General features: G+C 45.9%; 18 protein-coding genes, 1 tRNA gene and 1 pseudogene. 11 read left to right on the top strand and 9 right to left on the bottom strand.

All coding sequences use genetic code 11. The annotated features are described in order from the left end of the window. Positions 1-127 precede the first annotated feature (127 nt). From J6U00_RS09170 to J6U00_RS09210, 9 genes are all read right to left on the bottom strand, one after another. Positions 128-1,294, bottom strand: coding sequence for a S41 family peptidase (locus J6U00_RS09170; protein WP_296581215.1), 1,167 nt, complete (start codon positions 1,292-1,294; stop codon positions 128-130). Positions 1,295-1,373: 79 nt separating this feature from the next. Then, positions 1,374-2,714: a M23 family metallopeptidase gene (locus tag J6U00_RS09175; protein WP_296581216.1), complete on the bottom strand. Its 1,341-nt coding sequence runs from the start codon at positions 2,712-2,714 to the stop codon at positions 1,374-1,376. Between the two features lie 95 nt (positions 2,715-2,809). Beyond that, positions 2,810-3,721, bottom strand: coding sequence for a permease-like cell division protein FtsX (gene ftsX, locus J6U00_RS09180; RefSeq protein ID WP_296581217.1), 912 nt, complete (start codon positions 3,719-3,721; stop codon positions 2,810-2,812). Further along, positions 3,718-4,722: a cell division ATP-binding protein FtsE gene (ftsE, locus tag J6U00_RS09185; RefSeq protein ID WP_365718618.1), complete on the bottom strand. Its 1,005-nt coding sequence runs from the start codon at positions 4,720-4,722 to the stop codon at positions 3,718-3,720. The genes ftsX and ftsE overlap by 4 nt, the downstream gene beginning before the upstream one ends. Positions 4,723-4,799: 77 nt before the next feature. After that, positions 4,800-5,885, bottom strand: coding sequence for a helix-turn-helix domain-containing protein (locus J6U00_RS09190; RefSeq protein WP_295081868.1), 1,086 nt, complete (start codon positions 5,883-5,885; stop codon positions 4,800-4,802). Positions 5,886-6,115: 230 nt separating this feature from the next. Further along, complete coding sequence (argS, locus tag J6U00_RS09195) at positions 6,116-7,885, bottom strand: arginine--tRNA ligase (protein ID WP_296581218.1); 1,770 nt, start codon at positions 7,883-7,885, stop codon at positions 6,116-6,118. A gap of 25 nt (positions 7,886-7,910) precedes the next feature. Then, positions 7,911-8,333: a DUF1934 domain-containing protein gene (locus J6U00_RS09200; RefSeq protein WP_296581219.1), complete on the bottom strand. Its 423-nt coding sequence runs from the start codon at positions 8,331-8,333 to the stop codon at positions 7,911-7,913. A gap of 35 nt (positions 8,334-8,368) precedes the next feature. Continuing rightward, on the bottom strand, positions 8,369-9,442 hold the full coding sequence (locus J6U00_RS09205; RefSeq protein WP_296581220.1) for a D-alanine--D-alanine ligase family protein: 1,074 nt from the start codon (positions 9,440-9,442) through the stop codon (positions 8,369-8,371). A 311-nt stretch (positions 9,443-9,753) separates the two neighbouring features. Continuing rightward, on the bottom strand, positions 9,754-10,773 hold the full coding sequence (locus J6U00_RS09210; protein ID WP_296581221.1) for a glycoside hydrolase family 130 protein: 1,020 nt from the start codon (positions 10,771-10,773) through the stop codon (positions 9,754-9,756). A gap of 269 nt (positions 10,774-11,042) precedes the next feature. Here J6U00_RS09210 and J6U00_RS09215 point away from each other — a divergent pair, with 269 nt between their 5' ends. From J6U00_RS09215 to J6U00_RS09265, 11 genes and pseudogenes are all read left to right on the top strand, one after another. Continuing rightward, positions 11,043-11,699: an MBL fold metallo-hydrolase gene (locus J6U00_RS09215; RefSeq protein WP_296581222.1), complete on the top strand. Its 657-nt coding sequence runs from the start codon at positions 11,043-11,045 to the stop codon at positions 11,697-11,699. A gap of 22 nt (positions 11,700-11,721) precedes the next feature. Continuing rightward, the gene (locus J6U00_RS09220; RefSeq protein WP_296581223.1) at positions 11,722-13,008 is read left to right on the top strand and encodes a galactokinase family protein; all 1,287 of its coding nucleotides are present in this window, start codon (positions 11,722-11,724) and stop codon (positions 13,006-13,008) included. A 112-nt stretch (positions 13,009-13,120) separates the two neighbouring features. Then, on the top strand, positions 13,121-13,459 hold the full coding sequence (locus tag J6U00_RS09225) for a cupin domain-containing protein (RefSeq protein WP_296581224.1): 339 nt from the start codon (positions 13,121-13,123) through the stop codon (positions 13,457-13,459). Positions 13,460-13,498: 39 nt separating this feature from the next. Next, positions 13,499-13,870, top strand: a pseudogene (locus J6U00_RS09230) (GNAT family N-acetyltransferase); the annotation flags it as partial. Positions 13,871-13,924: 54 nt separating this feature from the next. Beyond that, positions 13,925-14,359, top strand: coding sequence for a GNAT family N-acetyltransferase (locus J6U00_RS09235; RefSeq protein WP_296581230.1), 435 nt, complete (start codon positions 13,925-13,927; stop codon positions 14,357-14,359). 10 nt (positions 14,360-14,369) lie between these two features. Beyond that, a complete protein-coding gene (locus J6U00_RS09240; RefSeq protein WP_296581225.1) occupies positions 14,370-14,882 on the top strand; it encodes a GNAT family protein in 513 nt (170 codons plus the stop codon). A gap of 115 nt (positions 14,883-14,997) precedes the next feature. Continuing rightward, positions 14,998-15,074 (top strand) — tRNA-Met (locus tag J6U00_RS09245). 277 nt (positions 15,075-15,351) lie between these two features. After that, positions 15,352-16,041 (top strand): response regulator transcription factor, encoded by a 690-nt coding sequence (locus J6U00_RS09250; protein ID WP_296581226.1) that lies wholly within the window; start codon positions 15,352-15,354, stop codon positions 16,039-16,041. An 81-nt stretch (positions 16,042-16,122) separates the two neighbouring features. Beyond that, a complete protein-coding gene (locus J6U00_RS09255) occupies positions 16,123-17,037 on the top strand; it encodes an ATP-binding cassette domain-containing protein (protein WP_296581227.1) in 915 nt (304 codons plus the stop codon). Continuing rightward, a complete protein-coding gene (locus tag J6U00_RS09260) occupies positions 17,030-17,707 on the top strand; it encodes a hypothetical protein (RefSeq protein ID WP_296581228.1) in 678 nt (225 codons plus the stop codon). The genes J6U00_RS09255 and J6U00_RS09260 overlap by 8 nt, the downstream gene beginning before the upstream one ends. Before the next feature lie 18 nt (positions 17,708-17,725). Continuing rightward, positions 17,726-18,622: a HAMP domain-containing sensor histidine kinase gene (locus J6U00_RS09265; protein WP_296581229.1), complete on the top strand. Its 897-nt coding sequence runs from the start codon at positions 17,726-17,728 to the stop codon at positions 18,620-18,622. Positions 18,623-18,656 lie beyond the last annotated feature (34 nt).

The raw sequence follows: 18,656 nt of genomic DNA on the forward strand, positions 1-18,656 counted from the left end.
AGGAATAAAGAAGGGAACATTCTCATGGCTTTCATACAAAAACCTCAGCAAAGTCATGCTGAGGTTTTTGTAGTATTTACTGGTGTATAATATTTCCGCATTAACGGGACGTCTGGGATTTTATACCTTATTGTATAAGGCTGTATGCTATCTCAACGGCTTTGTTCTTCTGGTCGTCGGTTTCGGGGTCCTCGTTTGCTAGGGTTAGGTCGGGAGCTATGCCCACTCCGTCATAGCAGTCGGAAAGCGAGGTCTTGTACCTTGCGACTGTAAGGATTACAGCACCGTTCTTGTTAAATTCTGTTGTTTCTTGCATAACGCCCTTTCCGTATGTCTTTTCACCTATGAGATAGGCGCTAGCGAAGTCCCTCAGTGAAGCAGCAAAAAGCTCTGCTGCGCTGGCGGTATTCTTGTTCACAAGCACAACCATTGGTATATCGAGCATGGTCTCGTCAGAGTATACGATAGTCTCGCTGTGACCATCCTTGTATTCTGCCGTGGCGATAACGCCCTCTGGCAGAAGGGGATCTAAGCACTCGGATAGCGAAGGAACTATTCCACCGCCATTGTCGCGGACGTCAAATATCAGCGCACGGACGCCGTTTGAGGTAAGTCTTTCGAGAGCGTTCATGAACTGTTGGGGAGTATTCTTCTTAAAGCCTGTAACCTTTATATATCCAACATACTCGCTTATCATTTCTCCTGTTACGCTTATTTCCTCTATGGAACGGCGTGTGAAAGTGTAGTCCTTATCTACGCCGCCGCGGCGTACAGTAAGTCTTATCTCAGAACCCTCGGTACCGCGCATTGCTTCAACGGATTCGTCAAAGCCCACGGATAGCACGCTGACACCATCTATAAGGGTTATGATATCTCCTACCATGAGACCAGCCTCTGTGACAGGGGAATCCTGTATCATGCCTGCGATGCGGATATATCCGCTCTCGTCCTCGGTAAGGGTAAGTCCGAGACCTACGAGCTGTCCTGCGCCCTCGTTCTGCTCGGTAAGATATTCCTCCTCTGAGAGGTATTTGGAATACTTGTCGCCAAGTCCAGATATATAGCCCTTAAGGATACCGTCGTTGAGCTCGCTTTCGTCGATATCGCCGAGGTAGTGCTCACGGACGTAGGAGTCTAGAGTCTGGAGGGAGTTGTATTTCTTTCCCTTTTCACTTACGTCTACTACGGTCTTATTGAAGCTTTGCAGCGAGAAAAATGAGGTCAGTATGAACGTGACAGCGGAAGCTATAGCAATAAGGCTCAGAGCGAGCCCGAGACTGATCTTCTTATTCATATTATCATCGCTTTCTGACAAAAATTCGGGCAGTTGCGCGAACTGCCCTTATTTTATGGTATTTTATTGTATGACGGATTTATACATAATTGGATGGGTTGACTCTTACTCCGTTCACACGTATCTCAAAGTGGAGATGATCGCCTGTTGACCATCCTGTGGAACCTATGTAGCCGATAACATCACCCTGGTTCACGTACTGTCCCTGAGAAACGGCAGCACTTGCAAGGTGACCGTAAACAGTGGAGTAAGTCTCATCGTGTGATATGATAACGTAGTTGCCGTAACCACCACCGCAGCCGCAGCTACCTTGCTTAGCATAATCATGATTGCAGCCGTTATATACGTATATGACCGTACCAGCGCGTGAAGCACAGGCGCATCCTCCGTGGATACCGGCGTCGCCAATATCAATTCCGCCGTGGAAGCTACCCCATCTTTCGCCATAGCCGCTGGTTATAAGGTAGTAACCTGGCGCCGGCCATGCGAATCCGGAAGCACCGGGAGTAGGTATGTATGAGGGCTGGGAACTGTAGGAGGGAGTATAGGTCTGTGATGCAGCCTGCTGTGCAGCAAGTCTTGCTGCCTCTTCTGCCTCGCGGCGTTGCTGCTCTGCGATTATATCCTGTATCTGCTGCTCAAAGTCGGCTTTATCCTGCTCGTATTTGCTGATATCACCTGCCAGCATCTGTTCCTCTAGAGCAAGTCTGTCGATGATCTCCTGAGTCTGAAGTGACTTTTCATTGAAGATCTCATATTCAGCCTTTTTATCGGCTTCTTTTGCTTCAAGCTCCTTTTCCTTCATTTCCTGAGTGAGCTTTTCGGTCTGAAGAGATGCTTTGTCCTCTTCCATTTTGTCGATATCGGCAAGAATGTCGTTTATGAGTTGCTCGTCATAGGAAGCGATACGGTTTACCATTTCAACTCTTGAAATCATATCGTAGAAGCTGGAAGTACCTACTACTACTGAGGCGAGGTTGTCGTTTCCGGAGATATACATTTCACAGAGACGCTTCTTGAAGCGTTCAATCTTATTGTCAATCTCCTGATCCTGTGCTGCTATTGAATCCTCAAGGGAGGTGATATTACTTTTTGTTTCCTCGATGTCCTCTTTTATGCTTGCAATTTCATTGGCGAGGATAGTGAGGTTATCCTTTATAACGTCTATCTGCTGCTTAAGTACAGCCTGATATTGCTCCTGCTCTGCCTTGTTGCTTGCAAGAGCATCGAGCTGACCTTGAAGCTCCTCAATCTGAGAATTGTTTTCGTTTATTTTTTCCTGAAGCTCAGCGATACTGAGCGCAGCGACTTTTTCCGTTCTTTCACCTGACAACAGGGGAGAGCCTGTCATTACTGCCATTGATAATGCAGAACAGGTCACAAAAGATATTACCTTCTTGAAAATGCTTAGATTTTTCATAATAAAGCTGCTTGCCGGAGAATTGGTTCAAAAGCTGAGCTCCGGCAGCACACTCCTTTCATAAAATAATCATATTATTCGTACGGACATTCATATCATACATCGATATGCTTTCTTGTGCTTATTACGCTGCCGAGGGCTCCTATAAGGGAACCAGCCACAAGGTAGCCGAGTACAACGTAAAGTCTGATCTTATCAAATGGGATAAGACTGCCCACGCCAAATGTATTCATGAGCATACCCTGCTCTGTGAGCATATTATATACCGAGCGGTAGACCGCCCATGTTATGAAGTAAGCGCCTGCACCGGCAAAGAAGCCTGTTACCATACCTTCTACGAAGAAAGGCATACGTATGAACGCATTGGTCGCGCCGACGTACTTCATTATCTGTATCTCCTCACGACGGGCAAAAACGCTTGCCTTTGTGGTGTTGGAAATTATTATCATTGATACTACTGCAAGAGCCAGTATCACGGCACCTGCTATGATAGAGACTACCTTCCTGAGCTCCCTGAGGAACTCTGCTACTTGAGGTGAAGCGGAAGCGCTCTGGATATTCTGTATAGCGCTTATCTGCGCTGTGGTATCTGATATTTGGTCGGTATTTTTGACGGTAACGCTGAAGCCGTCCGGCATAAAGCTTGCGTCAGAGCCGATATATTCGCTGAATATCTTTTCTGCATTGGGGAGGCTTGCCTTCTGTCTTTCGAGAGCCTCCTCCTTTGAGATGAATTTGATTGTTGCAACGTTGGGGACGGCCTTTATGGCTTCCTCTGCTGCAGAATTTTGTTCATCGGTAGTGCCATTCTCCATTATTACAACTACCTCGTTCTGACTTCCGAGACCCTTTATCATAGAATTGAGGTTGATGTAAAAGAGACCTGCTACTCCGACGAGCAGGAGAGATATAAGCAGTACGCAGAAGGTAGCGAACGCCATCATCTTATTCTTCCATATATTTTCCACGCCCTGATCGGCGAGATATTTGACACCGCTTAGTTTCATTCCGCACCTCCTTCTGTCTTTTCCGAAAGTGCGGCGAGGAGCTGTTCGGGAGTTTCCTCATCCGGTATTTTGGGAAGTTCCTGAGTTATATCTACATCAATATTCTCCGCAACAGGCTTCATAAGCTCTTTTTCAGCCTGTTCCGGCTCGGGGATACCGCCTATTGCTGATATTATATCGTCAGCTGACATATCCTCTATTGGGAGCTCTGCGGCTTCGCCTGTATTTTCGCTTCCTGTTATGCTGTTGATCTGCTCGGCTTCGCTTATGGCTTCCGCCACAGCTTCTGCCGGCACCTCCGCGTTCATATCGGCAAGGAGCTCGTCGCCCGTACCTGTTATTACCTCATCGAAAACTATCTCGCCTTCGGTGATATTGATTATGCGTCCGCCGAAGTGGCGAACAAGGTCATGCTCGTGAGTTACCATGAGTATGGTGGTGCCCTGATCGTTTATGCCCTTGAGGAGCTCAACGATTTCATAGGAGAGCTCGGGGTCGATATTACCCGTAGGCTCGTCTGCGATTATGAGCTGGGGGTCGTTTACCAGCGCTCTTGCAATAGCTACACGCTGCTTTTCACCACCAGAAAGTTCGTCCGGATAAGAATTAGTCTTAGCATGAAGTCCCACAAGACTTATAACATAAGGCACTCTTTTTCTTATATACTTGATCGGAGCATCAATAACTCTGAGAACGAAAGCAATGTTCTCATACACGGTCATTGACGGGATCAGCCGGAAATCCTGGAATACAAAGCCGAGAGTGCGGCGAAATTCCGGTATCTTCCTTTTTTTTAGCTTGTTGAGATTATAGCCGTTTACGGTCACTACGCCGCTTGTTGCGTCTATTTCCTTGAGCAGAAGCTTTATCATGGTACTTTTGCCCGCACCTGATGAACCTACCACGAATGCAAAGTCGCCGTCGTTTATCTTCAGGCTGACATTGTTAAGAGCATCAACGCCGCTGGAGTAGGTCACGGATACGTTTTTAAGTTCTACCAAAGTGTTACACCTACCTTAGTCTGTAAAAAGGGCGGACTAAGCCGCCCGAAGTTCCATATATGCCGTGACGGCTTTTATCAGAACTTTACAGGATTAGCAGACAGGTACTTCTTTACCATGAGTGCGATCTTGAAAATTATAGCGTGATCGAATTCACGGAGATCAAGACCTGTGAGCTTTTTAATCTTTTCAAGTCTGTACACAAGAGTATTTCTGTGTACGAAGAGCTTTCTTGATGTTTCTGAAACGTTGAGGTTGTTCTCGAAGAACTTCTGGATAGTGAAGAGCGTCTCGTGGTCGAGAGACTCGATGCTGCCTACCTTGAACACCTCGTGGAGGAATGTCTCGCAGAGAGTTGTTGGGAGGTGATAGATAAGACGTGCGATACCTAGGTTGTCGTAGCTTACTATTACCTTGTCTGTATCAAATACCTTGCCGACCTCAAGAGCCATTTGAGCTTCCTTGAAGGAGCGTGCAAGATCCTTTACGCCTACAACGGCTGTACCGATACCTACGTTTACTCTTGTGTAGAACTCGCTACTGAGAGTATCAGCGATAGAGCGTGCGAGCTTTTCGAGATCCTTTGAGTCAACAGTGCTCTTGAGCTCCTTGACTAGAACGATATCTGTCTCTGTGATATTGAAGACAAAGTCCTTGTTCTTGTCAGGGAAGAGGTTCTGTATAACGTCGTAAGCGGAGATATCATTAGCGGAGATTATTCTGATAAGGAATACGGCTCTGCTTATCTCTGCGTTGAAGTGGAGCTCTCTTGCCTTGATAACTATATCTCCGGGGAGAACGTTATCAAGTATGACATTCTTGATGAAATTGTTTCTGTCGTACTTTTCATCGTAGTACTGCTTGATATTTGAGAGTGCGATAGCGAGTATGCTTGCATACTTTGCAGCTGCGTCGTCAACACCCTCTACAAAAACCGCATAGTCGGGCTTTACTCTTGAGCCGAAGGGCTTATAGGTGAAGCCGTCGCGGATGAAGATGTCGTGTGAATCGCTGAGGTCGAGTGAAACGAACTCATTTGTTGTGCCTACACGTGAAAGGTCGCTGCAGGCAATGATTGTTGCGGTCTCATCTACTACGCCAATGGTAGCGTCGATGGAATCACGCATCTGATGAACTAAACCCTGAAATAATCTGTTGGACATGATTTACATCCTTTCTCTTAATAAAGATCTTATTTTGAGCGGACCTTCAAGGAGTTTGAGAGGAGATAATATCTCCGTAACATATTACAAATTGTAACACATTTTTACTCTCAATTTGTTAACAAACTGTTAACTCTCGTCCGAAGGCTCACAAACGTGGCTTATGAATGTGTTGATTTTTGTTAAAAATTGCCAAATCGGGCAAAAACTTTGTAACCGAAATGTAATTTTTACATTTTCTCGGGACGGTCGATATTCAGTATCTCCAGAGCATTCCTGAGAGTTTGGCGTACTGCAACGCAGAGGAGTATACGAGCGTCCATGAGCTCCTTTGTTTCTGCGTTCTTTACGCTGCAGGCGTCGTAGAATCGGTGGAAAAGAGTAGCCAAATCTACCGAATACTTTGTGATCTTTGATGGATCATAGCTCTTAGCCGCAAGGTTTATCTCTCCGGGGAGGGAGGCAAGGTGGCGTATGAGCTCAATCTCACGTGGATTGTAGAGAAGATCTAGGTCGGCGGACTGCGGTATCTCAACACCCTCCTCACTGAGGTTCCTCAGGAGGCTGCATATCCTTGCGTGGGCGTACTGAACATAGTAGACAGGGTTCTGTGAGGATTTCTCAATAGCGAGGTCAAGGTCGAACTCAAACTGGGAATTTGCCTCACGAAGATTGAAGAAGAAACGAGCTGCATCAATCGGTATCTCATCAAGGAGAGTTACAAGGGTTATCGCCTTTCCGCTTCTCTTTGAGAGCTTTACTATCTCGCCGTTACGGACCAGCATTACCATTTGCATGAGTACTACGTCCAGCTTTGTCTCGTCAACGCCGAGAGCGTTGAGAGCAGCTTTAAGTCTCGGGACGTAGCCGTGGTGGTCAGCTCCGAGGACATTTATCGCCTTGTCGAAGTTTCTGGTTACCAGCTTGTCATAGTGGTAGGCGATATCTGGTACGATATATGTGTAAAGACCGTTGCTTCTTTTTAATACGAAGTCCTTGTCAAGGCCATACTCTGTAGCTTTGAACCATATTGCACCGTCCTGCTCATAAGCTTTTCCAACTTCCATGAGCTTGTCGACGACCAGCTTTGTCTCGTTCTTTGCGTGTACGGTGCTCTCGCGGAACCAGTTGTCGTATACGATACGGTACTTTTTAAGGTCGCGTTCAAGACCTGCTATGTTTATAGGAAGAGCGTAATCAACGAGAGCCTTTCTGCGTTCCTTTTCGGATACGCTTTCGAAGGAGTTGCCGTTAATATCGTAGAAGTTCTTTGCATGCTCGATGATATCCGTGCCGAGGTAAACATCTTCTGGCATTTCGAACGTCATGCCTTCGCCGCTCTGAGAATATATCTCCGAGCAGAGTTTCTCGTTATCGTCCTTGCACCTAGCTATGAGCTCATGTCCCTTGACGGAGCAGAGCTGTAAATATCTGAGCTCGAGGGACTTGCCGAACTTCTCGATCTGGTTTCCAGCGTCGTTTACGTAGAACTCGCGCTCTGCGTGATAGCCTGCCCACTGTAGGACACTTGCGAGACAGTCGCCTATAGCTCCTCCTCTTGCATTGCCGATATGCATAGGCCCTGTGGGGTTTGCGGAAACGAACTCAACAAGCACTTTTTTCCCCTTGCCGAGGTCGGTCTTTCCGTAGTTCTCACCCTCGCTGAGGACGTTCTGCACTACGTCAGAGAACCACTTCCTGCTGAGAAAGAAGTTCAGGAATCCTGGACCTGCTACTTCGGCTCTCTCGAATATGGTGCCCTGGAGGAAGAGCTTATCACAAATCAGCTCTGCTATCTTTCTCGGCGGCATTTTAAGAGCCTTTGCGCAGACCATTGCGGTGTTTGCGGCGAAGTCGCCGTGAGATTTGTCCGCAGGTATCTCAATGTTAAAATTCGGCAGGGGAACAGCGGGTATCTCTTCCTCTGCGACGAGCACTCCGAGGGCGTCCATGATTATCTCACGTAGCCGGAGCGACGCAGAATTGATAAGGTCTGACATTATTATTATCCTTTCTTATGAAGGCTCAGTTCTGAGCCTGTACTGTCATTATTATCTCGTTATCCGAAAGATACGAGGAATTTAGGTCAAGAGTATATTTCAGGTAGAGCCTGCCATTTTCTGCGATAGTATTCTCTATAGCGTGTGTGTATACTCCAATTTGAAGATTACCGTAGGGAGTGCCATACTGGCAGAAGTGTTTTCTTCCTATCTCTAGAGAAAGTACGGAGTTTGCCGTGCCCTCACGGGTTATTGAAGCATTTCTGCTGTCGTCCACCTTAATGGTGGTGACTGAGCCTTCAAAACCCGTAGCAGAGGTGTCCTCGTAGGAGATTATGTCCCAGCCGTTTTCGCGAGAGAAGTTTGCCTGTGTCAGAAGTTCTGTCTCGCTCTTTTCATTGTCCTGCCATTGAATACTCGTAAGAGATATCAAAACATTGTTTTCCAAAGCAGTCTCCTTATATTCATATTTATCCTTGTTTATTAGTAATTTCTGTCTGCGTTGTCCACAGCCTGTTCCAGCAGCTCAACTATCAGTTCATTATGAGAGTAGTCAAGCTCCTTCATAAGACAGCAAAATACGCTGTTTTTCCTTAGCCCAGGCATAGTGCCTATCTTGTTGAGCAGGAGCTCGCCCTCCTCAGTGAGGAAGAAATCCACTCTTGCCAGTCCACGGCAGCCGAGAGCTTTGAAGGCGGCTATTGCGGTCTCCTGTACTCTTTTTTCAATATCTTTTGGAATATCGGCAGGTACTGTGAGATCGTCACCTGTGCTGACGTTGAAATCGGTGGGATCGTATGTCCTGTCCGGATTCCGTATCTCTCCGACAGGCGAACAGACCGGCATATCATAGCCGAGTACTGCTGCTTCGAGCTTGCGCGCTTTTATGTATTTTTCAATTACCACCTTATTGTCGCTTGAAAAAGCAAGCTTCACAGCAGCGAGGAACTCATCCAGGTTTGCTGCGATACTCGTTCCAGAATTGCTGCCACTATTGGCAGGCTTTACTATCAGAGGGAAGTCCATTTCAGAGGCGATAGCGTTGCATTTATTGTCGAGGTCGTTTATCTCACGCTGCGTGATGAGTCGCCAGTCGGCAGTCTTTATATTGTAGTCGTCCATTACCATGTGGGTGTGGGATTTATCCATGCATGAAGCCGAGGCGAGCACACCGCTGCCTACGTAGGGAATGCCGGAGAGGTCAAGGAGACCTTGAACGGTTCCGTCTCCGCTTTTCTTGCCCATAAGTATTGGGAATACTACATCAACTCTTCTGATAGTAGTCTCTCCGTTTTCAATGGTGATGATGCCTCTGTAAAGAGGGTCGGGGGAAATGAAAGCGGAAGCGCAGTCTGTATCCTGCTCCCATGTGCCGTCGGCAATATCTTCCACGTCGCCCGGGAAATAGAGCCAACGTCCCTTTCGCGTTATGCCTATGCATATAACCTCATATTTATCCTTTGGGATACTTCGGATTACTTCTGCTGCGGAAGCCAGTGAGAGTGAGTGTTCCCGCGCAGTACCGCCGAAAATCACGGCAGCTTTTATCCTTGCCATAAGTTTCTCCTTTAATATAGTATCATGTATTTTTTTATTGTCATTTTCCAGTATCACTATATTTTATCACATTTCACAAAAAACTGCAAGTATTTTTTGGTAAAATGAAGAATAGAACGGTAAATTTCGCAAGTATAGCGTACAGCAGACAATTTTCAACTGTGGAATTTGTGCAAAATAACAATAAAATAAGGAGCTTTTCATCAAATTGACGGAATACCCCTTAGTAAAAATGACGAAGCAAAATGCAAAAAGGACTGCTTTGGCAGTCCTTTTTGGGGTGAAAATGAGTATTAAGAGGATATCGTGTTTTATCTGACGCCTACTGCGTCGTCTCCCGGCTGGAGTTTGTCGTGAGCAAGGATATAATCATATATCTCCTGCACAGTTGTGAAGGCAATACTCACATAGCTGTCAGCACAGCCATAGTAAATTGCTATCCTGCCTGTGTCGGCGTCTGTGAGAGTTGCGCATGGAAAGCATACATTTGGTACAAATCCGCGTTCCTCGTACCATTCCTCGGGGGTGAGTATATAGTTCTCACAGCGGTGCAGAACCCTTGAGGGCTCGTCGGTATCGAGTATTGCCACTCCAATACTGTATACGTAGCCATTGCAGGTATTTACAACGCCATGGTAAAATATCAGCCAGCCTTTATCAGTTTCTATTGGTGCAGCTCCACCGCCTATCTTTAGGCTTTCCCACCAATTTCCAGAGCGTCCCATAACATGGCGGTGATGTCCCCAGAATTCCATATCGGGGCTTTCCGAAAGGAATATGTCTCCGAAAGCTGTATGTCCGTCGTCGCAGGGGCGCGAGAGCATTACATAATTTCCGTTTATCTTCCTCGGGAAAAGGACAGCATTGCGGTTATAGGGAAGGAAAGGATTATCAATACGTGTGAACGTCCTGAAATCCGTGGTCTCTGCAATGCCGATAGTAGGACCAAAGGAGTCCTGACACCATATTATATAGTATATATCGCCGACCTTTACGAGTCGTGGGTCATAAGCGTAAGGGGGCATAAATGGTTCGCCGTTTTTGTCGGTGAACTGTATCTTTTTCGGATCAAACTGCCAGTCAAGTGCATTATTGCTCATGCCGAGGTATATATGAGGTATACCGTTTCGCTGTTCGCCACGGAATACTCCTATGAAGCCGCCATTGTGCGATATGACTGCGCTGTTGAAGATCCTCGTTACATCGGGGAGTGGGTTCCTGTTTATAATAGGGTTCTGAGAAAATCTCCACACGGGAGCCTTGCAGCCTGCAGGCTTGTCCTCCCACGGGATGTTTTTCAGACACTCACCGAGTATTTTAATATTCGACATAAGAAAAACTCCTTTAATTAAGTCTTACTTTATATCACGCTTAAATTATAGCATGAATTTCTTAAAAAGTCAATGGAGAATTTAATTAAAAATGTGGAAAATATTATTATCCTGCAAATACGAAATAATTAACACAAAATTATTGAATCTTTTAATAAAGCAGTGTATAATAGAATAAAAAGGGGGGTGAACCTGTGAGATACATTACCGAAAAGGAGAAAAGTTGCGGAAGTATCCGCTATTTCTGTGTTTATGTCGGGGGATCACCAATGACCTGCTATGTGCTCCGAGGAAGAAAGGGCGATATGCTCATAGATACAGGTATACCACTTATATACAAAAGGCTGATTGAGTACATTAATCCTTACGATATAAGGTATATTCTGCTCACTCATGCTCATACCGATCATGACGGCAACACGGCAAGGATATGGAAGGAGCTGAATGCGGAGATTTTCCTTGGAGAGCGCGACAGAGAGCTTGTTGGACATTTTGAGAGGCAGCCGGTAAAGGCTACTTCCTCGAGATACCGAGTACGGAACATACAGCAGAATGTCTGCGGAAGAATGAGAATGTTCAGTTCTGCTCCCTATACTCCGGATATACTGCTTGGCAATGACAGGAATATCCTACGGGAGTACGGATTTGACGCGGAGCTTATACCATTGCCTGGACATACCCTTGGTTCGGTGGGGGTATTCTCAGAGGGCGTGCTCTACTGCGGCGATGCTTTTACAGCAATTTGGGGGAAACCTGATATAACGCCCCATGCTGTCGCTCCGGCGGCTATGGCACGCTCCTTGAAGAGCATACTGGAACTTTCGCCTGAATGGCTCGCAACAGGTCACGGGCTACCTGTGAAAATGTCGGAGGCACGTCTGGTAATAAGAAAATATCTGCTTATGCACAGGCATCAGCTTAAATGATAGCTTAAAGGAGATGTATTGTATGAACCTATCCGAATATATAAACGGCATATCCTCTGGAAGCTTTGACGAGCAGTTCTGTAAGCTTTACGGTTCATCGGAAAAGGCTGTTCTACGGGCAAGAGCACGTTACCTCAGCGCTGCCGAGGGCTTTTCGCGGTTCTATCCGGAAAGCGGAGATATCCGCGTGTTTTCAGCTCCGGGGCGTACAGAGATAGGTGGTAATCACACCGATCACCAACATGGCTGTGTGCTTGCTGCGGCTGTTAGCCTTGATATCATTGCTGTTGTTTACTACCATGCTCAGGGAGTGATACGTGTGAAGTCCAAGGGCTATGAGCCGGTTGAGATAAAACTCGGTAACTTCGAGATAATAGAGGAGGAAAAGGGTACTACAGCCGCCCTTATCCGTGGCATCGCCGCAGGCTTCGCGGAAAAGGGCGTGGACACAGGTGGTTTCGACGCCTATATAATCTCCGACGTACTCAGCGGGAGTGGCCTTTCTTCCTCGGCTGCGTTTGAGGTGCTTGTGGGTACTGTCATAAATGAGGGCTTCAACGGAGGAGGAATGAGTGCTACTGATATAGCGGCTATAGGACAGTATGCAGAAAATGTCTACTTTGGAAAGGCAAGCGGACTTATGGATCAGCTTGTTTCGGCATCAGGCGGTTTTGTTGCTGTTGACTTTGCGAATACTGCTTCACCTGATATCCGAAATGTGAATTTTGACTTTGACAGATCAGGATACTCGATATGCATAACTGATACGAGGGGCAGTCACGATAAGCTTTCTGACGAGTACAGTACGGTGTTTTCTGAGATGAAGCATGTGGCAGAGGCTCTTGGCTGTGAGTTCCTGCGTGAAGCTGACGAAGAGGAGTTCTTCAGAAGGCTACCTGAGCTTCGGAGAATTTGCTATGACAGAGAACTGCTACGCGCCGCACATTTCTTTGGTGAGAACAGAAGAGCAGTTGAGGAAGCTGAAGCCCTTGATGACGGAGATACCGAGCGTTTTTTCGGGCTAGTGAACGAGTCGGGTACATCCTCGGCGGAGCTTTTACAGAATCTTTATTCCTGCGCAGAGTACAAGGAACAGCAGATACCCCTTGCGATAATGCTCAGTAAGCGCTTCCTCGGCGGAAACGGTGCTGTTCGCGTTCATGGCGGTGGCTTTGCCGGCACGATACAGGCGTTTGTACCGGGCTATCTGACTACAGATTACGCTGCGGAAATGGAGCGAGTCTTCGGTGCGGGCAGCTGTTATATCTTGACCGTCAGACCTGTCGGCGGATATGAGCTTAAAATATAAATTTAGCTTTGCATACTTTTGATTTCAGTAAGTAGAGATTAGAAGCGGTTTCGCTACATAACACTAATTATTACTATCTACTCAATCAAATAATAATTTAAAGGAGATTTTCATGAATAGTTTTCCAGATTTTATGAAAAGAGAAGCAAACAAAATACCGTCTGAGCAGCAGAATACTCCCGATATCGATGGCTATTATTATACCGCTCCTGACGGCAGTCAGATGGCTTTCTGGACCTGCAATGCGGATAGGGAGTCAAAGGAACATATCCATGACTATGACGAGTATATGATCTGCGTTGAAGGGGAGTATATAGTCACAATAAACGGCGAAGCTACGGTGCTTCACGCTGGAGACGAGCTCTTTATCCCGAAAGGAGCCCTACAGGGCGGAAGCTGCAAGGCAGGCACGAGAACTATCCATGCCTTTGGCGGAAAACGTGTAAAATAAAACGGAGCTATGACAGAAATAAAGATTTATTCATCGGATATGCGTGAAAGGGTTCACGACTTCCTTGGAAGAGTGTTCATAGAGTCCAGCAAGAATTTCGAACCTGAGGGCAGACATTCAGTTTTTGCTGATATTGATCGGAATTTCATTGTATTTCTTTGTCTCTTCGACGGGGACAACATTATCGGGACATCCGCTGTGAAAAAGCTAAGCGACAGGGATTGCGAACTAAAGGGGCTTTATTTGTACAAAGAGTATCAAGGCAGAGGGCTTGGCTTTAAGCTTGCAGATACTGCGGTGGAAGCGGCACGCAGGTTTGGCTTCGAGAGGATGTATCTTGATACTATGTCTGGATATGACAGTGCAATTCGACTTTACGAAAAAATGGGATTTGTGCGCACTGAACGGTATAATGATAACGAAAGGGCAGATGTTTTTATGATGAAATCACTAAAGGCAGGAGTTATCGTAAGAGAAATAACGAACAATGATTTTGACGGTCTGATGCATCTGTATACGGAACTTCATGACAATCCGTTTCCTGAGAAGAACGAGCGTGTTATGGCAGTCTGGGAACGTATTATCTCTGATAAGGATCATCACATAATCGCCGCGGAAGTTGACGGAATTATTGCAGCTTCGTGCGTATGCGTGATTATTCCTAATCTTACCCGAGGTCAGCGTCCTTATGCCTTTGTCGAGAATGTGGTGACTTCTGCCGCTTATCGTCGGAGAGGTCTCGCTACAGCTTGTTTGAACTATGCAAAGGCACTTTCCAAAAATGAAAACTGCTACAAAATCATGCTAATGACGGGCTCGAAGGAACAGGGAATTTTGGATTTCTATGAAAAGGCAGGCTATAACAGAAACGATAAAACCGCTTTTATACAGTGGCTTTGAGGTGAAATATATGTTGAAATTAAGAGAATTTATACCGTCTGACGCAGAGAAGATAGTTACATGGACAGGCTGTGAAAGGGAGTTCAGAATGTGGTGTGCGGATCGATATGACCATTTCCCGATAAATGCAGAAGATATGGTTTCCATGTACGAAGAACACGAAAAAACAGGTGCTTTCTTTCCGATGACTGCTGTTGATGAAAACGACAATGCTGTCGGACATCTTATACTGCGATATACCGATGAAGTTCATGAAGAAATTAGGTTTGGCTTCGTAATCGTTGATAGCTCCCTGCGGGGTAGGGGAGCAGGCAGGGAAATGCTGGAGCTTGCAAAACGATATGCTTCAGGCGTTCTCGGTGCAAAGCGCATTACCCTTGGAGTTTTTGGGAATAATATTCCAGCTCTGAAAAGCTACAAAGCCGCAGGTTTCAAAGAAGAAGACGGCAGTACAGAATTTGAGATATTCGGTGAAAAATGGAAATGCATAGAAATGATATATTATGCTTTAAGTAAAAACTAAGTGTTAGTGCAGGATGTGATTAATAGTTAAAATAAAAAAATATATAAGTCGATGTTGACATCATACCGCCACTGTGGTATAATAATATAGTCGCAGATGTAAATGCGCAATATATCGCGGTGTGGAGCAGCTAGGTAGCTCGTCGGGCTCATAACCCGAAGGTCGTTGGTTCAAATCCAGCCGCCGCAACCAGAAACAAGGACTATGTTGCTTAACATAGTCCTTTTGTTTTAGGCTTATAATAGCCGTTTAAAGCGATAGTACTACATAGAGCAAGACTATGTTGCGTACTAAAAATAAAGTTGAACGGAGCTTGATATAAGCTCCGTTTCCGTTATTTTTCCGTTATGATGGTGCAAAGCTATGACAGATATCGATCAATTATGAACCATACAGTCAGTATGATTGACCTTTCCTCCTAGCTGTGTTATAATTATTACAACAATCAACAATTTCTGGGAGGGACACCATGAAAAAGATTCTGACTGCCGAGGACGATAGGGAGATCAACCGTCTGATCTGCGAATATCTTTCCTCGCAGGGCTTTGAAACGCTGTCTGCTTTGAACGGACTTGATTCCGTCCGTATCGTTCGGGAGCAAAGTGATCTGTCGCTCCTGATACTTGACCTGATGCTACCGTTTCAGAGCGGTGATATGGTCTTGCAGAAGATACGGGAGTTTTCCGATATTCCCGTCATTGTTGTATCCGCCAAAAGCGAAACACGCTCTAAGATAGAACTGATCAGAATGGGCGCTGACGATTACATTACAAAGCCCTTTGACCTTGATGAACTGTTGGTGCGTGTGGAAGCGGTATTGCGAAGGTATGAGATGAACCCCCGAAAGGCGGAAGAATCGAAAGTGCTGACCTATAAAAACCTGTCACTTGACCTGACATCAGGCGCAGCGACCGTCTGCGGCAAAGCACTCACTCTGACCGGCAAGGAGTTTGCTATTCTGGAGCTTATGCTAAAAAATCCCTCTAAGCTGTGGTCGAAAGCAAACCTCTTTGAAAGCGTGTGGGGCGAGAATTATATCACCGATGATAATACAGTCAAAGTCCACATGAGCAATATCCGCTCCAAGCTGAAAAAACTCGATTCCGACAACGAGTATATCGAAACGGTCTGGGGTATGGGCTATCGTCTTGTAACTTAACCTTTTCTTTACCATTCGCTTAACCTTTTCTTTACCTTTGGCTGTTAGAATGGTATCAACGAAACGAAAGGGGGCGGCACTATGGGAAATAGCGTGATAACCATGAGGGGACTTTGCAAGTCCTACAAAAAGCAGGAAGTGCTGCATGATTTCAGCCTGACGGTGGAGCGCGGACATATCTGCGGACTGATCGGGCCGAACGGCGCAGGCAAGACCACGATCATGAAGATACTGGCGGGATTTTTCTTTCCGTCGAAAGGCGAGCTGGAGCTGTTCGGCAGTTCGGAGAATCTTGACGATTCCCGTGCAAGAATGAGCTTTATGATCGAACAGCCTATCATAGCAGGTTCGATGACAGCTCGTCAGAATCTTGAATATATCCGCTATCTTCGGGGCTATCCCGATGAAAAGCGTATTGACGAGATACTGGAGCTTGTAGGGCTTGCAAATACAGGCAAAAAGCGTGCTAATAAATTCTCTCTTGGCATGAAACAGCGTCTCGGCATCGGTATGGCACTCCTGCCGAAGCCCGAAATTATGGTACTTGACGAGCCTGTGAATGGACTTGACCCGGAGGGCATTGTGGAAGTCCGACAGCTTATCAAGCGTATGCAAGAGGAGTGGGGCGTGACCGTTCTGATCTCAAGTCACCTGCTGTCGGAGCTGTCCGAGCTATGCACCGATTTCTCTATCATCAGCCACGGCGAACTGATTGAAAACCTGAGCCGTGAGGAACTGCTTGTCAAATGCAGGAATTATATTGCCCTGCGGACGGACAACATCAACAAGACTGCGGCAGTACTGGAGGATAAGCTGTCCATTCACGATTACAAAGTCATTCACGGCGAGGAGATACATATTTTTGAGCGGCTTAGCGATATTCTGCACATCTCCAAAACGCTGACTGACAACGGACTTGTTATTACCAGACTAAATGAAGAAGGTCAGAACTTAGAGGACTATTATCTTGAAAAGGTAGGTGGCAGACATGAATAATATTATCAAGTCGCAGATGTTTATCATGAAGCATAAGGCTGTATCACTGACTGCTGCTTTTGTGTCCGCATTACTGGCAATGTCTTGTGGATTTTTACTGAATCAAAATTCAGCAGAAGCCTTTTCACAGCCCGGCTTAATGGCATTGTTTATTGTTCTGTTCATTCCGGTGATCGTTCTCTGTTACAGCTACTCCGAAAGAATACAGATGTATGAGATCATGGCAGGATTCAGACCGCATAAGATCATTCTTGGCAAGGTCATCACATTTACGCCTGTTTTGCTTCTATATCTCGCTGTGACGATCATTATAAGTATGATGAGTGACAGCAGTCCACAGACTGTTACGAGACTAATAATTTACTGTATACTGTGTATCAGGGGAATGCTGTGCATTGTGTTTCTAAGTCCATTGTTCAAACTTGGATCATTTGCTCCGCTGTTTAGTGTTATGTTACTGACTATAAACGGTTCTGATATGGAGGCACTGTCGCATTCTCCCGTATCGTTTTTTGGCTTTGGACAGTGTGCGCTGCTTGTCCGTGACATAACGGACAGCTTTATGATAAAGGTCATTGTCTCGGCAGTTGTTTCCTGTGCGATATATTATCTCATCGGCTATTTCACGTTGAAAAAGAAAATCGCCCTTGAACCGCATCAACTCACATAAGGAAAGGAGGCATACGCTATGAAACTACTGCTCGGAACAGCCTGCGTGTGCCTCCTTGTTATTTTATGCGTTCTGCTGTGGAAGTATATTTCGCTGAAAAAGAATCTACGCCGATTCTCGCAGGAGCTTGAAAAGCTGAAAGCCAGCGATTACAAACAGCCTGTCAAGGTCACGGATTTTGATAGGGATTTAGTCCAGCTTGCCGTAAAGGTGAATGAGCATACCGACATTCAGCGGCAGCTCGGCGTGGAATATGAGGAACGCAAAAAGCAGCTTGGAACCGTCATTTCGGGTATCTCCCATGACTTCCGAACGCCGCTGACAGCATCGCTGGGCTATCTGCAAATGATTGAGAAAAGCAGTGAGCTATCTGATAAAAATGCGGAATATCTCGGTATTGCAATGCAGAAAAATCAGTATCTCAAAGCGCTTTCCGATGCATTTTTTGAGCTGACGAAAATAGAGAACAACAATGATGAACTGCAACTTGAAGAAGTCAATCTCAGCAATATTCTGACAGAAACAGTGCTTGAACAGCATTCATGGATAGCGGATAAAAATATCGCAACGGATTTTGAAATTTCCGACGGTATCATGATTCAGGCTGATGTGCATTTTCTGACAAGGATACCGAATAATCTCATGTCCAATGCACAGAAATACACCTCTGACAGCTTCGGTGTTAAGCTGAAACAGGACAATGATCGGGTGGTGCTGTGCGTATCAAATACGATTGCGGACAGTGCTGCGCTTCATATTGACAGAGTGTTCGAGCCGTTTTACCGTATGGATGCACGGACAGCGGGCGGCAGCGGACTGGGGTTGTATGTCGTGAAGCTGTTATGTGACAGGCTCGGTTGGTCGGTCAAGGCTGATTTGAATGATAATGTCTTTACTGTTTCGATATTTCCATGATAAAACCCAAACTAATGAAAAATGATACAGAAAG

The sequence above is a fragment of the Ruminococcus sp. genome (genome assembly GCF_017650195.1).
Classification (GTDB): Bacteria; Bacillota; Clostridia; order Oscillospirales; family Ruminococcaceae; genus Ruminococcus.